This is a genomic window from Nonomuraea cavernae (genome assembly GCF_014646355.1).
Classification (GTDB): Bacteria; Actinomycetota; Actinomycetes; order Streptosporangiales; family Streptosporangiaceae; genus Nonomuraea; species Nonomuraea cavernae.
Genome location: NZ_BMNH01000008.1, coordinates 86,345 through 105,693 on the forward strand (window position 1 = coordinate 86,345; position 19,349 = coordinate 105,693).

The 19,349-nt window shown below is 70.3% G+C and carries 22 protein-coding genes; 11 read left to right on the forward strand and 11 right to left on the reverse strand.

Annotation, left to right across the window (positions count from 1 at the left end):
• Nucleotides 1–9: 9 nt before the first annotated feature.
• The 3 genes from grpE to IEY82_RS15835 form a co-directional block, all read right to left on the reverse strand.
• Entirely contained in the window at nt 10–603 is a 594-nt protein-coding gene (grpE, locus tag IEY82_RS15825; RefSeq protein WP_189124879.1) for a nucleotide exchange factor GrpE, read from the reverse strand.
• Complete coding sequence (dnaK, locus tag IEY82_RS15830; RefSeq protein WP_189124880.1) at nt 603–2,474, reverse strand: molecular chaperone DnaK; 1,872 nt, start codon at nt 2,472–2,474, stop codon at nt 603–605. Before dnaK ends, grpE begins: the two co-directional genes overlap by 1 nt.
• A 195-nt stretch (nt 2,475–2,669) precedes the next feature.
• Nucleotides 2,670–3,125 (reverse strand): hypothetical protein, encoded by a 456-nt coding sequence (locus IEY82_RS15835; RefSeq protein ID WP_189124881.1) that lies wholly within the window; start codon nt 3,123–3,125, stop codon nt 2,670–2,672.
• Between the two features lie 123 nt (nt 3,126–3,248).
• Here IEY82_RS15835 and IEY82_RS15840 point away from each other — a divergent pair, with 123 nt between their 5' ends.
• Together IEY82_RS15840 and proC are read left to right on the forward strand one after the other, a co-directional pair.
• Complete coding sequence (locus tag IEY82_RS15840) at nt 3,249–4,139, forward strand: proline dehydrogenase family protein (RefSeq protein ID WP_189124882.1); 891 nt, start codon at nt 3,249–3,251, stop codon at nt 4,137–4,139.
• Nucleotides 4,140–4,159: 20 nt separating this feature from the next.
• On the forward strand, nt 4,160–4,954 hold the full coding sequence (gene proC / locus IEY82_RS15845; RefSeq protein ID WP_189124883.1) for a pyrroline-5-carboxylate reductase: 795 nt from the start codon (nt 4,160–4,162) through the stop codon (nt 4,952–4,954).
• A gap of 84 nt (nt 4,955–5,038) precedes the next feature.
• On the opposite strand, the gene IEY82_RS15850 is transcribed toward proC, so the two are convergent.
• From IEY82_RS15850 to IEY82_RS15865, 4 genes are all read right to left on the reverse strand, one after another.
• Nucleotides 5,039–5,779, reverse strand: a complete 741-nt coding sequence (locus IEY82_RS15850; RefSeq protein WP_189124884.1) for an ABC transporter permease — start codon at nt 5,777–5,779, stop codon at nt 5,039–5,041.
• The gene (locus tag IEY82_RS15855; RefSeq protein WP_189124885.1) at nt 5,776–6,666 is read right to left on the reverse strand and encodes an ABC transporter ATP-binding protein; all 891 of its coding nucleotides are present in this window, start codon (nt 6,664–6,666) and stop codon (nt 5,776–5,778) included. Before IEY82_RS15855 ends, IEY82_RS15850 begins: the two co-directional genes overlap by 4 nt.
• 80 nt (nt 6,667–6,746) lie before the next feature.
• A complete protein-coding gene (locus IEY82_RS15860; protein WP_189124886.1) occupies nt 6,747–7,415 on the reverse strand; it encodes a response regulator in 669 nt (222 codons plus the stop codon).
• On the reverse strand, nt 7,412–8,542 hold the full coding sequence (locus tag IEY82_RS15865; RefSeq protein WP_189124887.1) for a sensor histidine kinase: 1,131 nt from the start codon (nt 8,540–8,542) through the stop codon (nt 7,412–7,414). Before IEY82_RS15865 ends, IEY82_RS15860 begins: the two co-directional genes overlap by 4 nt.
• Before the next feature lie 118 nt (nt 8,543–8,660).
• Here IEY82_RS15865 and IEY82_RS15870 point away from each other — a divergent pair, with 118 nt between their 5' ends.
• The 8 genes from IEY82_RS15870 (at nt 8,661) to IEY82_RS15905 (ending at nt 15,055) form a co-directional block, all read left to right on the forward strand.
• On the forward strand, nt 8,661–9,824 hold the full coding sequence (locus IEY82_RS15870; protein ID WP_189124888.1) for an acetoin utilization protein AcuC: 1,164 nt from the start codon (nt 8,661–8,663) through the stop codon (nt 9,822–9,824).
• Between the two features lie 11 nt (nt 9,825–9,835).
• Nucleotides 9,836–10,624, forward strand: a complete 789-nt coding sequence (locus IEY82_RS15875; protein ID WP_189124889.1) for a phosphatase — start codon at nt 9,836–9,838, stop codon at nt 10,622–10,624.
• Nucleotides 10,625–10,930: 306 nt separating this feature from the next.
• The gene (locus tag IEY82_RS15880) at nt 10,931–11,134 is read left to right on the forward strand and encodes a helix-turn-helix domain-containing protein (protein WP_043629748.1); all 204 of its coding nucleotides are present in this window, start codon (nt 10,931–10,933) and stop codon (nt 11,132–11,134) included.
• Between the two features lie 177 nt (nt 11,135–11,311).
• On the forward strand, nt 11,312–11,410 hold the full coding sequence (locus IEY82_RS15885) for a 30S ribosomal protein bS22 (protein WP_018654693.1): 99 nt from the start codon (nt 11,312–11,314) through the stop codon (nt 11,408–11,410).
• 23 nt (nt 11,411–11,433) lie between these two features.
• Complete coding sequence (locus IEY82_RS15890; RefSeq protein WP_189124890.1) at nt 11,434–12,426, forward strand: NAD-dependent epimerase/dehydratase family protein; 993 nt, start codon at nt 11,434–11,436, stop codon at nt 12,424–12,426.
• A complete protein-coding gene (locus IEY82_RS15895; RefSeq protein ID WP_372459704.1) occupies nt 12,423–13,328 on the forward strand; it encodes a lysophospholipid acyltransferase family protein in 906 nt (301 codons plus the stop codon). The genes IEY82_RS15890 and IEY82_RS15895 overlap by 4 nt, the downstream gene beginning before the upstream one ends.
• 87 nt (nt 13,329–13,415) lie before the next feature.
• The gene (locus IEY82_RS15900; RefSeq protein WP_189124891.1) at nt 13,416–13,997 is read left to right on the forward strand and encodes an RNA polymerase sigma factor; all 582 of its coding nucleotides are present in this window, start codon (nt 13,416–13,418) and stop codon (nt 13,995–13,997) included.
• Nucleotides 13,998–13,999: 2 nt separating this feature from the next.
• Nucleotides 14,000–15,055, forward strand: coding sequence for an LCP family protein (locus tag IEY82_RS15905; protein ID WP_189124892.1), 1,056 nt, complete (start codon nt 14,000–14,002; stop codon nt 15,053–15,055).
• A 34-nt stretch (nt 15,056–15,089) separates the two neighbouring features.
• On the opposite strand, the gene IEY82_RS15910 is transcribed toward IEY82_RS15905, so the two are convergent.
• From IEY82_RS15910 to IEY82_RS15920, 3 genes are all read right to left on the reverse strand, one after another.
• Nucleotides 15,090–15,953: an HAD family hydrolase gene (locus IEY82_RS15910; RefSeq protein ID WP_225262837.1), complete on the reverse strand. Its 864-nt coding sequence runs from the start codon at nt 15,951–15,953 to the stop codon at nt 15,090–15,092.
• Between the two features lie 22 nt (nt 15,954–15,975).
• Entirely contained in the window at nt 15,976–16,617 is a 642-nt protein-coding gene (locus IEY82_RS15915; RefSeq protein WP_189124894.1) for a DUF5667 domain-containing protein, read from the reverse strand.
• A gap of 71 nt (nt 16,618–16,688) precedes the next feature.
• Complete coding sequence (locus IEY82_RS15920; RefSeq protein WP_189124895.1) at nt 16,689–17,327, reverse strand: sigma-70 family RNA polymerase sigma factor; 639 nt, start codon at nt 17,325–17,327, stop codon at nt 16,689–16,691.
• A gap of 179 nt (nt 17,328–17,506) precedes the next feature.
• Here IEY82_RS15920 and IEY82_RS15925 point away from each other — a divergent pair, with 179 nt between their 5' ends.
• Nucleotides 17,507–18,967 (forward strand): putative quinol monooxygenase, encoded by a 1,461-nt coding sequence (locus IEY82_RS15925; RefSeq protein ID WP_189124896.1) that lies wholly within the window; start codon nt 17,507–17,509, stop codon nt 18,965–18,967.
• A gap of 114 nt (nt 18,968–19,081) precedes the next feature.
• Here IEY82_RS15925 and IEY82_RS15930 read toward each other — a convergent pair whose 3' ends face one another.
• Entirely contained in the window at nt 19,082–19,327 is a 246-nt protein-coding gene (locus tag IEY82_RS15930; RefSeq protein WP_189124897.1) for a glutaredoxin family protein, read from the reverse strand.
• Nucleotides 19,328–19,349 lie beyond the last annotated feature (22 nt).

Sequence of the window (19,349 nt, forward strand, 5' to 3'; positions counted from 1 at the left end):
CGCTCTTCGTCAGTTGTCGTCGTCTGAGGACGCCGGGGGGGCGTCCTCGGGCTCGGCCACGGCCACCCGCGCCGGGCGCAGCAGCCGGTCACCCATGCGGTAACCCAGCTGCAACACCTCGATCGCGGTGGGCTCGGTCACGTCCGGTGAGTAGCTGTGCATCAGCGCCTCGTGGACGGTCGGGTCGAAGGGGTCGCCCTTCTGGCCGAACGCGGAGAGCCCGAGCTTGGTGAGCGTCGCCTCCAGTGACTCTGCCACCTTCGCGAAGCCCCCGTTGAGCTCACCGTGGTCGCGGGCCCGTCCGATGTCGTCGAGCACCGGAAGGAGCTCCATCAACGCGCCCGCGACGGCCTGCTCGCGGACCGCGATCCGGTCGCGCTCGACCCGCTTGCGGTAGTTGGTGTATTCGGCCTGGAGGCGCTGGAGATCGGCGGTCCGCTCGGTGAGCTGTGCCTTCAGCTCGCCGTCCTGGGCCGTGGCCTCAGGAGCGGCGGGCTGCTCGGCCTTGCCATCTGCGGGCACGCGCACCTTTCCCGTCTCAGGGTCGATCTTGCGGTTGTCGCGGATCACCGGCTCCTCGTGCCCGTTTTCGCGCGGCAGCATCACTTGTCCTTCTTCGCCTGGTCGTCGTCCACGATCTCGGCCTCGACCACGTCGTCGTCGGCCTTGTCCTGGGTCTGCTGGCCCTGCGCGGCGTCCTGCGGAGCGCCCTCGCCGCCCGCGCCCTGGCTCTGGGCGTAGATCGCGGAACCCATCTTCTGGCTGACCGTGGCGAGCTTCTCCGCGGAGGTGCGGATGAGGTCGGTGTCGGTGCCGTCGAGAGCCTTCTTCAGCTCGCCCAGCGCGTCGTTGACCTCGGTCTTGATCTCGCCCGGAACCTTGTCGTCGTTCTCGCGGAGGAACTTCTCCGTCTGGTAGGCGAGCCCGTCTGCGTTGTTGCGGACCTCGGCCTCCTCGCGGCGCTTCTTGTCCTCCTCGGCGTAGGACTCGGCCTCGCGCATCATCCGCTCGATGTCGTCCTTCGGCAGCGCGGAGCCGCCGGTGATCGTCATCGTCTGCTCCTTGCCCGTGCCCAGGTCCTTGGCGGAGACGTTGACGATGCCGTTGGCGTCGATGTCGAAGGTGACCTCGATCTGCGGGATGCCGCGCGGCGCCGGGGCGATGCCGGTCAGCTCGAACGTGGCGAGCTTCTTGTTGTAGGACGCGATCTCGCGCTCGCCCTGGTAGACCTGGATCTGCACCGACGGCTGGTTGTCCTCGGCCGTGGTGAAGACCTCGGAGCGCTTGGTCGGGATCGTCGTGTTGCGCTCGATGATCTTGGTGAAGATGCCGCCCTTGGTCTCGATGCCGAGCGACAGCGGGGTCACGTCGAGCAGCAGGACGTCCTTGACCTCGCCCTTGAGCACGCCGGCCTGCAGCGCGGCGCCGATGGCGACGACCTCGTCGGGGTTGACGCCCTTGTTGGGCTCCTTGCCCCCGGTCAGCTCCTTGACCAGCTCGGTGACGGCGGGCATGCGGGTCGAGCCGCCGACGAGCACCACGTGGGCGATGTCGGAGAGCTTGATGCCGGCGTCCTTGATGACCTGGTGGAACGGGCCCTTGGTCCGCTCGAGCAGGTCGGCCGTCAGCCGCTGGAACTCGGCGCGCGTCAGCTTCTCGTCGAGGTGCAGCGGGCCCTCGGCCGAAGCCGTGATGTAGGGCAGGTTGATGCTGGTCTCGGACTGGCTGGACAGCTCGATCTTGGCCTTCTCCGCCGCCTCACGCAGGCGCTGGAGGGCCATCTTGTCCTTGGACAGGTCGACGCCGTGGGCGTTCTTGAACCGGGTGACCAGCTCGTCGACGACCCGCTGGTCCCAGTCGTCGCCACCGAGGTGGTTGTCGCCGGAGGTGGCCTTGACCTCGACGAAGCCGTGGCCGTCCTCCTGGCCGACGTCGAGCAGGGACACGTCGAAGGTGCCGCCGCCGAGGTCGAAGACCAGGATCGTCTGGTCCTGGTCCTTGTCGAGCCCGTAGGCGAGCGCCGCGGCGGTGGGCTCGTTGATGATGCGGAGCACGTTGAGGCCCGCGATCGTGCCGGCCTCCTTGGTGGCCTGCCGCTGGGAGTCGTTGAAGTACGCCGGAACGGTGATCACCGCGTCGGTGATCTTCTCGCCCAGGTAGGCCTCGGCGTCCTGCTTGAGCTTCTGCAGCACGAAGGCGCTGATCTGCTGAGGGGAGAACTTCTTGCCGTCGATCTCCTGGGACCAGTTGGTGCCCATCTCGCGCTTGACGGAGCGGATGGTCCGGTCCACGTTGGTGACGGCCTGGCGCTTGGCGACCTCGCCGACCAGGACCTCGCCGTTCTTCGCGAAGGCGACCACGGACGGCGTGGTCCGCGAGCCCTGCGCGTTCGCGATGACGGTGGGCTCACCGCCCTCGAGGATCGAGACGACGGAGTTGGTCGTCCCAAGGTCGATACCTACCGCACGTGCCATGAGTACGTCCTTGTAGTCAAAGTTGAGTCGGTCAGACTCAACCTACGAATGCCTGGAAGGTTTGTCAAACGACTTGAGCCTACTCGACTCAAGCTAACTGACGCGCCACGCATTCCCGGCCTCACGCACACGAAACCCCCGGCGACCCCGGCACGGACGCCGTGCCGGGGTCGCCGGGGGTTTCGCCCGGTCAGCTCAGGATCTGCCGCCGTCCACGAGCTTGCGCGCGCCGAGCGGCTTCTTGAGCTTGACGGTCGTGGTCTTCTCGATCGCGATCATGATGCAGGAGACGTCCTTCGCCTGCGGCGCCGTCCCCTCGTACAGGGTGATCGTGACCCGCTTGCGGGTCTCCTTGACCTTCACCCGGTCGAGCACGGTGCAGGGGGCCACACCCGACGTCCAGACCAGCTGGATCTGGCGGCCCTTCGAGACGCGTTTGGCCTTGGTCCAGGGAACCTTGCGGGTGTTGATCGCGTCGCCGATCGGCTTGACCGGCTCGGGGCCCTTGGGGACGGAGGTGGTGGGGGTCGTGGACACGGCCGAGGCCGACACCGGCGTGTCCGGAGCGGAGGCCGAGGTCCGCCCGTCGGACGACGCCGTGCCGCAGCCCGTCGCGAGCACCAGACACCCGGCCAGAAGAGTCGCTGTCATCGTGCGCATACCCATACGACGGACGGGGCCGTCCACAGGTTCATCGGACACACCGAGCGGGCCGTCCACAGGTTCGTCCGACAGACCAGCGGTCGCCGCCCCGGTGAAGTTAGGGTTGGACCCGTGCTCCGTCAGGCCCTGCTGGCCGTCTCCAGAAGCGAGCGCGCCGAGCGCCTCGTGTCCACCTCGCCGCTGACCAAGGACGTGGTCAGGCGCTACGTCGCCGACGACGTCGGCGCGGTCGTGTCCGAGCTGACCCGCGGGGGCCTGCTCGTCTCGGTCGACCACCTGGGCGAGGAGGTGACCGACAGGGCGCAGGCGGAGGGCGCGGTCCACGCCTACCTCGACCTGCTCGGCCGGATACCCGAGGGCGCCGACGTGTCGGTCAAGCTGACCGCGCTGGGCCTGCGGCTGAGCGAGCAGACCGCGCTCGACAACGCGGCCACCATCTGCGAGCGGGCCGCCCTCCGGGGCATCACGGTCACACTCGACGCCGAGGAGCACGACACCATCCCGGGGCTGCACTCCGTGCACGCGATGCTGCGCAAGGAGCACCCGGGCGTGGGCGTCGTGGTGCAGGCCTACCTGCCCGACGCGCACGAGCGCTGCGCGCGGCTCGCCGAGCTCGACGGCGCCCGGGTGCGCCTCTGCAAGGGCGCCTACACCGCGGCGGGGGCCTACACGTCCACGTCCGACATCGACCGCTCGTTCGTACGCTGCCTCAGGGAGCTGATGGCCGGCGCCGCCTACCCGATGGTCGCCACGCACGATCCGCGCCTGGTGGAGATCGCCTCGACGCTGGCCGCGCTCCACGGGCGCGACCCCTCGTCCTACGAGCACCAGATGCTCTACGGCGTACGTCCCGACGAGCAGCGACGGCTGGCGGCGCTGGGCTGCCGGATGCGGGTCTACGTGCCCTACGGCTCCGACTGGTACCCCTACCTCATGCGCCGCCTCGCCGAACGGCCCCGCAACCTGGCCTTCTTCCTGCGGTCGCTGCTGGGCAGGCGTTGAGCGGTCGGTAGGCTGCTGGCGTGATTGCGATTCTGGGCACCGGCAAGATGGGTGAGGCCCTGCTGTCCGGGCTGCTGCGCGCCGGGCTCGCGCCGGGCGACGTCCTGGCCACCACCCGCAGGCCCGAGCGGGCGCAGGCGCTTCGCGAGTCCTACGGCGTGCGCACCGTCACCAACGCCGAGGCCGCCAAGGCCGCCGACACGCTGATCCTGGCCGTCAAGCCGCAGGACATGGCGACGCTGCTGGCCGAGATCGCCCCCTACGTGCCCGCCGACCGCCTGGTGATCACCGCCGCGGCCGGCATCACCACGTCCTTCGTCGAGCAGCGGCTCGGTGTCGAGGTGCCCGTGGTCAGGGTCATGTCCAACACGCCGATCCGCTTCGACGAGGCGATGAGCGTCATCTCGGCGGGCGCCCACGCGGACGAGGAGCACCTCAGGCACACCGAGGACCTGCTCAAGCCGGTCGGCAAGGTGCTGCGCATCCCCGAGTCGCAGCAGGACGCCGCCACCGCCCTGTCGGGCAGCGGCCCCGCCTACTTCTTCTACCTGGTCGAGGCCATGGTCGACGCGGGCATCCTGCTCGGCATGCCGCGAGCCGCCGCGCTCGACATGGTCACCCAGTCCATCGTGGGCGCGGCCGTGATGCTGCGCGACTCGGGCGAGCACCCGGTGATCCTGCGCGAGGCCGTCACCTCGCCCGGCGGCACCACGATCGCGGCCATCGCCGAGCTCGAACGGCACAGTGTGCGCGCCGCCTTCCTGGCCGCCATCGAGGCCGCCCGCGACCGGGGCCGCGAGCTCGCCTCCGGCTGACCCCCGAAAGGGCCGGCAGCACCCGCGCGCAGGGGGGACGGCTCGATCCCGTCATCGCCCTGCGCACCGGGTGACGGCCCATCGTCACGCGTCCCGCCGCCGCATGAGGACGGCCGCCGCGACCAGGGTGACCGCGATCCAGGCCAGGTAGACGCCGAACCCGCTCCACGGGCCCAGCGGATTGCTCTCCACCGGCATCGCGATCTGCAGCCCGGCGTTGGAGGTGAAGTGGTTGTGCACGGCCGTGCCCCACTCGCCGGGCAGGACGTTGGTCAGCTGCGGCAGCACGAGGATGAGGGCGATGGCCGCCACGATCGCGCCGGGCGTGTGCCGTACGAGTGCGCCGAGCGCCAGCCCGAACAGGCCGGACGCCGTCAGGTAGAGGCCGGTGCCGGCGACCGTCCGCAACGTGCCCGGCTCGCCGAGCGCGGGCCCGTCGAGGATCGCCTGCGCGATGAGGAAGGTGGCGACCGAGGAGGCCAGGCAAGCCACCAGCGCCACCACGGTGAAGACGATGATCTTGCCGGACAGCAGCCGCAGCCGCCTGGGCACGGCCATCAGCGAGGTGCGGATGGCGCCGGTCCGATACTCGCTGGAGACGACCAGCACGCCCAGCGTGGCGATGGCCAGCGAGGCGAACGTCACCCCGGCCATGCTGACCCGCGTGGCCTCCGCGTCGTTCACCGGCCCGTCGGCGGAGCCGGCCACCGCGAGCGCCAGCAGGACACCGATGGCCAGCATCAGCAGCGCCGTGCTCGCCAGGGTCCAGACGGTGGAGCGGACCGAGCGCATCTTGGTCCACTCGGAGGCGAGGATCTCCATCATGACGAGAACTCCAGACTGTCCTTGGTGAGCTCCATGTAGGCGGCTTCGAGCGAGGGCTGGACGAAGGTCAGCTCCTCCAGCGGCAGCCCCGCCCGCGCGGTGATCGTGCCGATCTCCAGGGGGGTCATCCCGGTCACGCGCAGGTGCCCGTCGTGCGGCTCCCCGATCTCGATCAGCTTCGCCACCTCGTCCAGGCGGGGCGAGCGCACCCGTACGTAGCCCTGCGAGCTGCGCCCGATGAACTCCGCCACGCCGGTGTCGGCGATCAGCCTGCCGCGGCCGATCACCACCAGGTGGTCGGCGGTCTGCGCCATCTCGCTCATCAGGTGACTGGAGACGAAGACAGTGCGGCCCTCGGCGGCCAGCTCGCGCATGAGCGTGCGGATCCACAGGATGCCCTCGGGGTCGAGCCCGTTGACCGGCTCGTCGAAGAGCAGGATCTCCGGGTCGCCGAGCAGCGCGGCGGCGATCCCGAGGCGCTGCGACATGCCGAGCGAGAAGCCGCCGATCCGCCGTCTCGCCACCTCGCTCAGCCCGACCAGCGCCAGCACCTCCTCGACCCGGCTCGCGGGGATGCCGTTGCTCTGGGCGATGGCCAGCAGGTGGTTGCGGGCGCTCCGGCCGCCGTGCACGGCCCTGGCGTCCAGCAGCGCGCCGACCTTGCGCAACGGGTGTCGCAGCTCCTGGTACGGCAGCCCGTCGACGAGCACCGAGCCGTCCGAGGGCCGGTCGAGGCCGAGGATCATGCGCATGGTGGTGGACTTGCCGGCGCCGTTGGGTCCGAGGAACCCGGTCACCTGGCCGGGTTGGACGTCGAAGGACAGGTCCGACACGGCGACGGTCCGCCCGTAGCGTTTGGTCAGGCTCGTTGCCCGGATCGTGGTCATGACTCCAGCGTGACCGAGGTGGCCGCCGATCTCGTCGTGCCGGAGAACCGTTCCGGCGGCGTGTCCCTGGGACCTTGGTCCTACTCTCCAGGAGTGATCAGGCCCGCCTCGTAGGCGACGATCACGGCCTGTGCCCGGTCCCTCACGTCGATCTTGGCGAACAGGTTGGTCACGTGGTTCTTAACGGTGGACGACGACACGCCCAGTTCGCCGGCGATCTCGCCGTTGGACCTGCCGCGGGCGATCAGCTCCAGGATCTCCCGCTCGCGCTCGGTCAGCGCGGCCAGCCCGGCCGGGGGCGTGGGGGGCGACGACCGGCGCTGCCGCGAGGCGCGGACGAACGTGCCGATCAGGCGGGTGAGCAGGCGGGGCGCGACGGCCGACTCGCCCCGGTGCACCACCCGGACGCCCTCGACCAGCTCCTCCGGCGAGATGTCCTTGGGCAGGAACCCGCCGGCTCCGGCCCGGAGCGCCGCGACCACGTTCTCGTCCAGGTCGAACGTGCTCAGCGCCAGCACCCGGACGGCGGGCAGCTCGGCGGTGATCAGCTCGGTCGCCCGCACTCCGTCGAGGCCGGGCATATGCAGGTCCATCACCACCACGTCGGGTCGCAGCCGTCTGCTCAGCTCGACCGCCTCGGCGCCGTCGCCGGCCTCGCCGACCACGCTCAGGTCAGGCTGGGCGTCGAGCATCAGCCTGAACCCCATACGCACCAGCGCGTGGTCGTCCACCAGCAGAACCGTGATCATGACTGCTCCAGAGGGATGAGGGCGTGCACCCGGAAGCCGCCGCCGGGACGCGGCCCCGTCCGCAACTCTCCGCCGCACAGCGCCACCCGCTCGGCCATGCCGCTGAGCCCGAACCCCGGCGCGCCGCCCGGCGGCACCGCGACCCCGTCGTCGACCACCTCGACCTCGACCGCCGCCTCCTGGTAGGTCAGCAGGACACTGGCCCGCGCGCCCGAGGCGTGCCTGCGGGTGTTGGTCAGCGCCTCCTGGACGATGCGGTAGACGGCGTGGTCGACGGCCGTGGGCAGGGGGGCGACCTCGCCGGTCACGGTCAGGCTGGTGGGCAGCCCGGCCGTCATGGCCTCCTTGACCAGTGCCGACAGCCGGGCGGCGCCGACCCCGGTCGCGGCGTCGGCGTGGTCGCCGTCGTCGGCCCTGAGCACGTGCAGCAGCTGCCGCATCTCGGCCAGCGCCTGGCGGGCCGTCCCCTCGGCGCCGGTCAGGGCCTCGCGGGTGACCTCGTGACCCGGCGGGAGCGTGGCCCGGGCGCCGCCGACCAGGGCGTTGATCACGCTGAGGTGGTGGGCCACGACGTCGTGCAGTTCCCTGGCGATGCGCCGCCGCTCGGCGCGGACCGCGTTGTCGGCCGTCTCCCGCCGCTCCCGTTCCCTGAGCTCGGCACGGACCCTGACGAACTGCCCCAGGCCGACGAACACCAGGACGTAGACCACGGCCGGCACCACCGCTCCCGGCCCCGGGGCGGTCAGCTGGGACGCCGCGCCGTACGCCAGGGCGGCGACCCCAGCGGTGAGCGCCGCCTGCCGGCCCGGGGTGAAGCGGCCCACGCTGTAGAGGGCGATCGCCCCGGGCAGGCTGTTGGACGTGACGACGCCGAAGCCGATGCCGAGGATGTCGAGCGTGATGACGACGGCCGCGACGTGGACCGGCCTGCTCCGCCGTAGGAGCAGGGGGAGCGAGGTGATCATGAAGAGCGCCGCGCCCATGGCGATGTCCAGGTGATCCTGGAGCAGCACCGAGATCATCCCGGCGCACGCGCCGCCGGCCAGCACGACGACCAGCGCGGTGTCGAAGACGCGGGGGCGCATGAGGAAACGCCATGCGGCCGTGACCCGACGCACCAAGCGCATGAGCCGACCCTACGCGGAAAAGCGGCCGGATTTCGCTGAGGTTACCGGCCTTCCCGTGTGGACGGCGGCAGTTGACGCTGCGGTAACGTCGCCCTGTGGGCGAGTGACGGGAGCACGCATGAGTCGGACGGCACGGGTCATCTGGGACGATGCCCTGACCGCGTACAACTTCGGGCCCAGCCATCCGCTCGCTCCCGTCAGGGTGGAGCTGACGATGGCGCTGGCGCGCGAGCTGGGCGTCCTCGACAAGGTCGAGCTGGCCGGCTGCGTGCCCGCGAGCGACGACGAGCTGGCCATGGTGCACAAGCGCGGCTACATCGAGGCGGTCAAGGGGGTCTCCGCGACGGGCGCTCCCGACCTGTCGGCAGGGCTCGGCACCACCGACAACCCGGCGTTCGCCGGGGTGCACGAGGTGTCCGCGTTGATCGCCGGCGCCTCGCTGGCCGCCGCCCGCGCGGTGTGGGAGGGCACGGCCGAGCACGCGGTCAACGTGGCCGGCGGCCTGCACCACGCGATGCCGTCCACGGCCAGTGGCTTCTGCGTCTACAACGATCCGGCGCTGGCCATCGCCTGGCTGCTCGCCCAGGGCGTGAGCCGAGTCGCCTACGTCGACGTCGACGTGCACCACGGCGACGGCGTGCAGGCGATGTTCTACGACGACCCGCGGGTGCTGACGATCAGCCTGCACGAGAGCCCGCGCACGCTGTTCCCCGGCACCGGGTTCCCGTCGGAGACCGGCGCCGACGGCTCGGCGGTCAACGTGGCGCTCCCGGCGGGCTGCGGCGACACGGGCTGGCTGCGGGCCTTCGACGCGGTGGTGCCGCCGCTGCTACGTGAGTTCCGGCCGGAGATCCTGGTGACCCAGCACGGCTGCGACAGCCACGCGCTCGACCCGCTGGCCAACCTGATGCTCAGCCTCGACGCCCAGCGCGCGTCCTACGCCGCGCTGCACCGGCTGGCCCACGAGACGGCGGGCGGGCGCTGGATCGTGACCGGCGGCGGTGGTTACGAGCTCGTCCAGGTGGTGCCGCGGGCCTGGACCCACCTGATCGCCGAGGTCGCCGGACATCCTCTCGACCCGGCCACGCCGACCGGCCAGGCCTGGCGGACCATGGCCAGGGAACGTACGGGCGAGTTGCCGCCGCTGACGATGACCGATGGCCGCAGTCCGGAATTTCGTGACCTTTCCCATGGTTATGACCCTGCGGACCCCATAGACCGTGCGATCATGGCGACCCGGAACGCGGTCTTCCCGTTGCACGGCCTCGACCCGATGCCCTAGCGAGGAAAGCTGTGCTGAGCCGCGACCAACTCCGCGAGCACCTGATCCGAACCCGCATCGCCGGTGAGGTCGCGACCCCCCGGGAGAACAACCTCGACCACTACAGCTCGCTGGCCAACGACGACCCCTACTACATGCTGGGCCTGACCTTCGACCAGCCGTGGTCCTTCCGCGACATCCTCGCCACGATGGCCAAGTCCGCCGGCGTGATCGCCGATCCCGGTCACCGCTGGGGCCAGGACACCATCGACCCGGAGCGGACGATCGACGCGCTAGACGCCATGGCCGACCGCATCGCGGCCGCCCTGTCGCGCGACCAGCCCAAGCTGTTGTTCGCCACCGGCCACCCCACCGGCCTGCTGGCCATCCACCAGCCGCTGGCCAGGTTCGCCGCCGCCCACGGAGCCACGCTGCTGACGCCCGCCGAGGGCTGGGTCTACTCCGGGTCGGGCTACGGCCGCCACCGCCGGATCCGCTACCTCGACGACGTCGCGATGCTCGACGACAAGGGTGGGTTCGTGCACACGCACGACTCGGCCCCGATGGAGCGGATGCTGAGCGAGCTCGGCGACCTGGCGCCCGACCTCGTGATCGCCGACCACGGGTGGGCGGGTGCGGCCGGTGAGGCAGGAGTGCCCACGGTGGGCTTCGCCGACAGCAACGATCCGGGGCTCTTCCTGGGCGAGGCGGAGGGCAAGCTGGACGTCGTCGTCCCGCTCGACGACAACGTGCTACCCCGCTATTACGAGCCACTGACCGACCGTCTGGTCACACGCGTCTCACGAGCCCTTCGCGTCTAATTCGGTCCTCCCGATACCGTCTTTTCGCGCCTGCATTCCAAGAGGCTCGCAGTCCCTTTGCCAACTTTTGATGGGGCCTGGGCGACTCTTATGTGTGACATGTTGGACAGTTCCAACGTGCCGGCGAGGTGCTCGGCCATGCTGCTGGCCAGCGATTTCGTTGGTCCGGCTGACAGGTGGCTCCGCCAACTGAGAAACTAGGGGGTTTGCGCACTCGGAGTCCCGACTTACGCTGACGGCAGTACACGTGCGTGAGCAATGGCACCAGTGGGGATAACCCGGAAACACGTGCGGAAGAGGCGTCCGATGGCTGCAGGCGAAAGACCTCTCAGCGAGGTGAAGTTCCTGACTGTGGCGGAAGTGGCCACGGTCATGCGGGTCTCGAAGATGACCGTGTACCGGCTGGTGCACTCTGGCGAGCTGCCGGCGATCCGAGTAGGCCGGTCGTTCAGGGTGCCTGAGCAGGCGGTCCACGACTATCTCCGGGAGGCCTACATCGAGGCAGGTTGATGCTGGAGTAGCGGCGTGGACCGTACGCCGTGAATACCGTCGCGGGAGAGGTCCGGCCGGCGCGACGCGGCCGGGCTCTCACCCCAAGGGGCGATCTACCACCGATCGCCGGTAGTCTGTGACGCGGTGTGCGCTCGCACATCGTTTTCAGCCTTGCTACCAGTACCTGGGGGTCCCGTGGGCTCTGTGATCAAGAAGCGCCGTAAGCGGATGGCCAAGAAGAAGCACCGCAAGCTGCTCAAGAAGACGCGCATCCAGCGGCGCAACAAGAAGTAACAAGACGCAGCTGTGAGGCGCTGATGACCCACACCGTGCTGGTCACCGGGGTCTCGCGCCACATTGGCGCCCGGGTGGCGAGTGTTCTCGCGGCGGACCCGGACGTCAGCCGCGTCATAGGAGTCGACACCGTGCCGCCGCCCTCGCTGACGCGAGCTGGCGGCGTCTCTCTGGGCCGGACGGAGTTCGTCCGGGTGGATCTCCGCAGCCCCGACATCGCCGAGGTGATCGCGGTCGCGGACATCGACACCGTTGTGCACATGAGCCTGGTGAGCGCCCCGTCCCGGGGCACCGGCCGGGCGGTGATGAAAGAGCACAACGTCATCGGAACCATGCAGCTGCTCGGCGCCTGCCAGCGGTCGGCGACCGTGCGGCGCGTGGTGGTGCGCTCGACCACCGCGGTCTACGGCTCGTCGCCGCGCAACCCGGCGGTGCTCACCGAGGACATGGAGCCGCACGACGGCCCCGTCCACGGCTACGCCAAGGACGCGGCCGAGGTCGAGGGCTACGTGCGCGGTTTCGCGCGCCGGCGTCCCGACGTGGCCGTGTCACTGCTGCGTTTCGCCAACTTCATGGGGCCCGGCGTCGACTCGCCGCTCACCCGCTACTTCACCCAGCCGGTGCTGTCGACCGTGTTCGGCTTCGACCCTCGGCTGCAGTTCGTCCACGAGGACGACGCGGTCGAGGTGTTCCGGCGGATGGCGAAGGAGGACCACCCCGGCACGTTCAACGTGGCCGGTGCCGGCGTGCTGCTCCTGTCGCAGTGCGCGCGCCGGGCCGGGCGGCCGTCGCTGCCGCTGTTCTCGCCGGTCTTCCACGCGCTCGGCGACGTCGTACGCCGGGCGGGGCTGGTCGACTACTCGCCCGAGCAGGTGCGGCTGATGAGCCACGGCCGCGCGGTCGACTCCAGCAGGCTGGAGTCCGAGCTGGGCTGGAAACCCAAGTTCACGACCGGCGCGGCCTTCGACGACTTCCTGCGTTCGCGCGGGCTGCATCCGTTCGGAGGTGCTCGGTGAGTGTTCCCGGCCACGAGGCGCGGGTGATCCCGATCAGCGCGGCGCCCTCCTACGACGAGCCCGACGGGCCCGAGCCCATGGCCAAGGCGCTGGCCTTCCTCCGCAGGCGGATCAGCGGCGACTACGAGGTCGACGAGTTCGGCTACGACGCCGAGCTCACCGACAAGGTGCTGCTGGAGCTGATCCGGCCGATCTACCACCACTGGTTCAGGGTCGAGACGTCCGAGCTGAAGCACGTGCCCGAGGAGGGCGGCGCGCTCATCGCGGCCAATCACTCCGGCACCCTGCCGGTCGACGCGCTGATGATGCAGGTGGCGCTGCACGACGAGGTGGGCCGGCCGCTTCGGCTGCTCGGCGCCGACCTCGTCTACCAGCTTCCCGTCCTCGCCCACCTGGCGCGCAAGAGCGGCCACACTCTGGCCTGCCCCGAGGACGCCGACCGGCTGCTGCGCAAGGGCGAGCTGGTCGGAGTGTTCCCCGAGGGCTTCAAGGGCGTGGGCAAGCCGTTCTCCGAGCGCTACAGGCTGCAGCGGTTCGGCAGGGGCGGGTTCGTGGCGTCGGCCATCCGCGCGGGCGTGCCGATCGTGCCCGCCGCCATCGTGGGAGCCGAGGAGATCTACCCCAAGATCGGCGAACTGCCGTTCCTGGCCAGGCTGCTCGGGCTGCCCTACGTGCCGATCACGCCGTTCTTCCCGCTGCTCGGGCCGCTCGGGCTGGTGCCGCTGCCGTCGAAGTGGCTGATCGAGTTCGGTGAGCCGATCCGCACCGACGGCTACGATCCGTCGGACGCCGACGATCCCATGCTGGTGTTCAACCTCACCGACCACGTCCGCGAGGTCATCCAGCAGATGCTCAGCGAGCTGCGGCTGCGCCGCGGGCACGCGTTCCCGCCCTTCCTCTGAGCCGCTGAGGCGGTTGCCTCTGGTGTGAACCCGTTCGGCGGGCTGTGGCGAGACATGCGTGACCGACTTCCCCACAGAAGGGCGGAGATGATCACACAACCCGCCACCAGGGACGCGGACGCCGACCTCGTCAGCGCCTCCTGGACCCAGCCGGAGGCGTTCGCCGAGCTGTTCGACCGCTACTCCGCCATGCTCTACCGGTACGTCTCCAAGCGGCTCGGCCCCGAGCCCGCCGAGGATCTCGTCGGCGAGACGTTCCTGGTCGCCTTCTCCCGGCGCAGGAGCTACGACCTGGCCTACACCGACGCCCGGCCGTGGCTCTTCGGCATCCTCACCAAGCTCATCTCCCGCCACCACCGCACCGAGGCGGCCCGTTACCGCGCGCTGCTGCGGGCGCCGGTCGACGGGCACGTGGAGTCGCCGGCAGACCGGGTGGCGGCCGGGGTGACCGCGCGGGCCGCGCGCTCCGACCTGGTCAGCGCGCTCGCGGCGCTTCCGGCCAGGGACCGTGACGTGCTCCTGCTGATCGCCTGGGGCGATCTGACGTACGAGGAGGTCGCGCGGGCGCTCGGCATCCCGGTCGGGACCGTGCGCTCCCGCCTCAACAGGGGCAGGCGGAAGGTACGTGCGGCGCTCGGCGACAGCAACCCGATGATCGAGGAGGAGTGACGATGGACGACCTGCGGTTGCTCCGGGATCTCGGCGGAGAGCTGGAACACGAGCCCCCCGCGACGCTCGTGAGGCAGCGTGAGCGCATGCTGAACGCCGGGTCGCGGTTCCGGCCGGCTCGCCGCTGGACGGGCCGATGGGCGGGCTGGTGGGCGGGCCGATGGGCGGGCTGGTGGGCGGCCGGGCTCGTCGCCGTGGCCACCGCCGCCGCGGTCGCGGTGCCGGTCGTGCTGGTCGGTGAACGCCACACGGCCGCGCCTCCGGCGGGCGCGCGCGTCGTGGACGTGTCGGGGGCGCTCAACGTGCTGCTGATCGGCTCGGACACCCGCGAAGGCGCCGGCAACGAGGTGTACGGCCCGCGCGCGGCCAGGGACAAGGTGGGCAAGCGGTCGGACACCATCGTGCTCCTCCACCTGCCCGCCGACAGGAGGCGGGCGACCGCGGTCAGCGTGCCGCGCGACTCGATCGTGCGCATCCCCCGCTGTTCCGGCCGGCCGGCCAGAACCGACCTGATCAACACCGCGTACGACCAGGGCGGGTCCGCCTGCCTCGGCGCGACGCTGGAACAGCTCACCGGTCTGACCATCGACCACTCGGTGGAGGTGGACTTCACCGGGTTCAAGGCCATGGTGGACGCGCTCGGGGGTGTGGAGGTCAGGCTGCCGACGGCCGTGAACGACAAGGCGTCGAAGCTCGTCCTGCCGGCCGGCAAGAGCCTGGTGAACGGAGAGCAGGCCCTCGGCTTCGTCCGGCTGCGGCGCTACGGCGACGGCTCCGACATCCAGCGCGTCAAGCGGCAGCAGCAGCTCATGCTGGCGATGCTGAAGAAGGCGCAGAGTCAGGCGGCCGAGCCCGCCAAGCTCAAGGAGTTTCTCGGCGCGGTGTCCAGGTCCGTACGGACCGATCTGGACCCGCAGTCGATGTACGAGCTGGCCAGGAGCCTGTCGAAGGCCAAGGTGAGCTTCCGCACCGTGCCCTGGACCCGCCATCCCGACGACCGCAACCGGATCCAGTGGGCGCAGCCGGAGGCGAGGCGGCTCTTCGAGAGCCTGAAGTAGCCGCCCGTCGTCCGCGGCGCTGCGCGGCGCGGTGTCACTGGGCCGAGCGGTAGTGCCTGCGCAGCGCCACGCCCGCGGCGACTCCGCCGGCCACGGCGCCCAGACCGGCGGCGATCGGCAGCGCGGTCAGTGTCGCCTTCCGGCCGGTGCGGAAGTCCTTGATCGGCCAGCGCTGCTCCTTGGCGTACTCGCGCAGCTCGCTGTCGGGGTTGATGGCCACCGCGTGGCCCACCAGCGAGAGCATGGGCAGGTCGTTGGCCGAGTCGCTGTAGGCGGTGCAGCGGGTGAGGTCGAGGCCCTCGCGGCGGGCCAGCGCCCGCACAGCCTCGGCCTTGGCCGGACCGTGGAGCAGGTCGCCGACCAGCCGCCCGGTGTAGACGCCGTCGGAGCTCTCGGCCACGGTGCCGAGCGCCCCGGTCAGGCCGAGCCGCTGGGCGATGACCCTGGCCAGCTCGACCGGCGTGGCGGTGACCAGCCAGACCCGCTGGCCCGCGTCGAGGTGGCTCTGCGCGAGGGCTCGGGTGCCGCCCCAGATGCGGTCGGCCATCACCTCGTCGTAGATATCCTCGCCCAGCCGTACGACGTCGTCGACCTTGGCGCCGGCGACGAACGCCAGCGCGGTCTCGCGGGCGACCGCGATGTGGTCGGGATTCTCGTTGCCGCGCAGCCGGAACGCCGCCTGGCCGACGGCGAACTTGAACAGGTCGGACGTGGTGAACATGCCGCGCGTGGCGAGACCCCTGGCGAAGTGGTAGATGGAGGCGCCGCGCATCATCGTGTTGTCGACGTCGAAGAAGGCCGCCGCCTGCAGGTCGGGCTCGGCGGGCGGCGCCGTCACAGCCGCCGCCGCCGCGGCCTCACCGGCGATCTTCGCCTCTGCCTGGTGCCGTCGTCGCATGAGCCGCCACATGTGCGTCAGCTTACCCAGAAGGGGCGACGAGACCTTCGATGTAATCGAGGTATCCCGTGGCCTGGTCCTGGTTGACCTCGTTCAGCTGATCGAGCATCGGCTCGACCATGTCGCGCTGGTCCTTGGCGAAGGAGTCGAGCTTGGAGGAGCGTGGTTCGGCCCGCTTCAGCCTGCTGATGCCCGAGCGTGTCGACTGCTCCATGTCCTTGAGCGTTCTGGAGACCAGCGGCCCCTCGCCCGAGGAGCCGAGGAGCTCGGCGACCTCGGCGGCGCGGTTCCGGGCCGAGTGGAGCTCGCGCTCGGCCCGTTCGACGTCGTCGGTGCTGAGCCGGACCAGCGTGCTCTCCGCGGCGCGCTTGAGCGGGTACAGCGTGTCGCCCGGCACCGCCTGGTAGGTGGCGAAGGCCGACAGCATCATCCCGGCGGCCAGCCCCAGCGTGGCCACCTGGGAGAACCAGGAGATCCGCCGGGGCGGTCGCCGGTGGCCGCGCCGCGCGCCGCGCGGCGTCGGCTCGGCGGGCGGAGGGGCCGTCAGGAGGTCGCGCCGGAGCCGGGCGCGGAAACCGGCCTCCGGCCCGCCGCCCAAGGGGAGCCTCCGCAGCTCCGTGAGGTGATCCACAACCTGTTCGCGCGATCTGCGCGACCTGCCCATGACCGCTCCCTGACGCCCCCGGCTAATGATCCTGACGTGACACATGCCTAACGAAGGGATGCGGTGCGAGGTTACGCGAGGTCGTGACGGAGAGCCCTCGCGAGTGCACGGATCGCACGGAACTGCAGCGCTTTGATGGCTCCACTCTTCTTCCCCATGATCAGTGCCGTCTCCGCCAGCGAGAGTCCGTGCAGGAAACGCAGGACCACGCATTCCTGTTGTTCCGGATTGAGATCCCTGACCGCCCGCAGGACCCGGTCGTTGATGATCGCGGTCACCACCGCGTTCTCCGGGATGTGCGGCCCGTCGAGCGGGACGTCGATCACCTCGCCCGTCGGGATCTCCAACCGGTAGCGCCCGGACTTGAAATGGTCGGTCACCAGGTTGCGCGCGATGGTCACCAGCCAGGCGCCGAAATCGCGGCCCTGCCAGGTGAAGTCGGTGATATGGCGTAACGCCCGCAGGAACGTCTCACTCGTGAGGTCCTCCGCGAGCGGATGGGAGCCCACCCGGAAATAGATGTAGCGATAGACCAGATCCACATAGCGGTCATAGAGCGTGCCAAAAGCCTCCGAGTCGCCGGTCTTGGCATGTAACACCAGCGTACGGAGGTCGTCCGGGATCTCTTCCCGCACAGCAGGCTCGGTCGGCCGGGCGGGGCCAGCGACCGCTGGAGTGAGCAGCCCGGCGAACGGCCACGAGTCAGGCATCCGGTATCCCTACGGGTAAGGGGTGCGGCGTGCTCGAACACTCTAGAAATCAACTGGAAATTCCACAATCCGCTTCCCCGAGGCATGACTTGCCGTAATCGGCGGATAGCGTGTGGACCGCCCCCGTTCCCTCTTCGGCTACCGGCTGGGAGGCATAGTCCGGCAGCATTGGAGTCACCATGGAGATCCTCGTTGCTGTCATCGCCTTCGCCGGTGCCCTCCTGGCCGCGATCGCGGCCGTGGCACTGGGCCGCCGGCTGCGTGACGACCGGGACGGGTGGTTGATCGCCTGGACCGTCGCGGTGGCCGCGCTGGCCGTGTCGCTCGCGGCGATCACGATCGGCCACCTCGTGGGATTCGGGTCGGTCAGCTTCAAGCTCTACCAGCTCACCGGGTCGTTCCTGGCGCCGCTCTGGCTGTCGATCGGCCTCATCCAGCTGCTCGCCGACAAGGTGCCGCCGAAGTTCGCGGGCTGGTTGTTCGGCATCGCCTTAACCATCGTCGTCGGTGTGATCCTGCTGGTCGACCCGGTCCGCAAGAGCGACGAGATGACCAAGGCGCTGCCCACGGCGGCCGGCCACTGGGGGCTCATCCCCGACAAGCTGCTGCTCGGCGCGCACGTCATCATCGCGCTCATCCTGCTGGGCGCCCTGGTGGTCGCGGCGCTGCGGTGGCGCGGCGGCGACGACTACGACACCGACAACCTGCACGCGACGATCGTCGTCGTGCCGTCCGGCCTGGCCCTGCTCGGGGCGATGCGGTTCGCGGTGCCGGGCCTGTTCGCGGCGGCGCTGCTCGTCGTGGTGGCCGCCGCGATCTGGTACTCCGTGCTGCGCCCGCTGGCGCCGTACGAAGACGAGGACGAGGACGACGACGAGGGCCCCTCCCGGCACGGCGAGCGGGCCCAGGGAGCCCACGGAGCCCCGGGAGCGGGCCACCGGGCCGCCGCCCCCGTGTCCCAGCCGCGGCTGGATCCGGTCGTCGCGAACGAGATGCCGCCGGCCGTCCAGCCGCGCAGGTCGTCGGGGCTGGGGGACCTGGTCGCGGAGTACCGAGCGGGCGACCGCGAGATCGACTATGCCGCGCGCATGGCGCCGCCACCACCCGAGTCGGGCCCGTCCACCGGCTTCATCATGAACGGCAGGCACGGCGCGCCCGAATACGGCATGCCGGCGACCGGTGCCACCTATCCCGGGGCCGACATGTTCGCCACGGGCGCCTACACCGCGCAGCCGCAGTCCCCGCAGTCCCCGCAGTCCCCGCTGTCACCGCAGAGCCATCCACAGCCGCAGCCTGTCTCCAGCAGGCCCTCGCCGAGCATCTACGGGATGCTGACCGTCTTCTCGCTCATCGACGGCTCGGGCGAGGCGTTCGACCGGCTGGCCGAGCAGACCGTCGAGGCGGTACGGCGCGGCGAGCCCGACACGCTGATCTACGCCTGCCACTCGGTCAAGTCGGCGCCTCTGCAGCGCATCGTCTACGAGCTCTACCGCGACGAGGTGGCCTACCGCGACCACCAGCGTCAGCCGCACGTCGAGAGGTTCGTCAACGACCGTCAGGCGTTGGTGCTGGCCACCAACATCATCGAGCTCGACGTCAACGCCGCCAAGGTCGTGCCGCTGCCGACCGCGATGTTCTAGGCCACCGCCTCGCGGGGTGCTCGGGTCTCAGGTCCGTTTCGGGTACGGGGTCCGTTCCGGGGACCAGGTCCGTTCCGGGTACTGGGTCCGTTCGGGTACCGGGTCGCTCCGGCCTCAGGGTTCGCGGTCGCCGAGCGCGGCCCGCAGGCGCTCCTCCGAGACCCGCCAGAAGTCGTGCTGGACGCCGTCCACAAGTGTGACGGGAATCATCTCCCAGTATTTCTCGCGCAGTTCGTCGGAGGAGTCGATGTCGACCTCCTCCCACGGCATGCCCAGCTCTGCCGCCACACGGGAGATGATCGCGCGGGCGTCGTCACACAAGTGACAGCCGGGTCTGCTGAGCAAGGTGATGCGATGCATGACTCCTCCGTAGCGCCACACT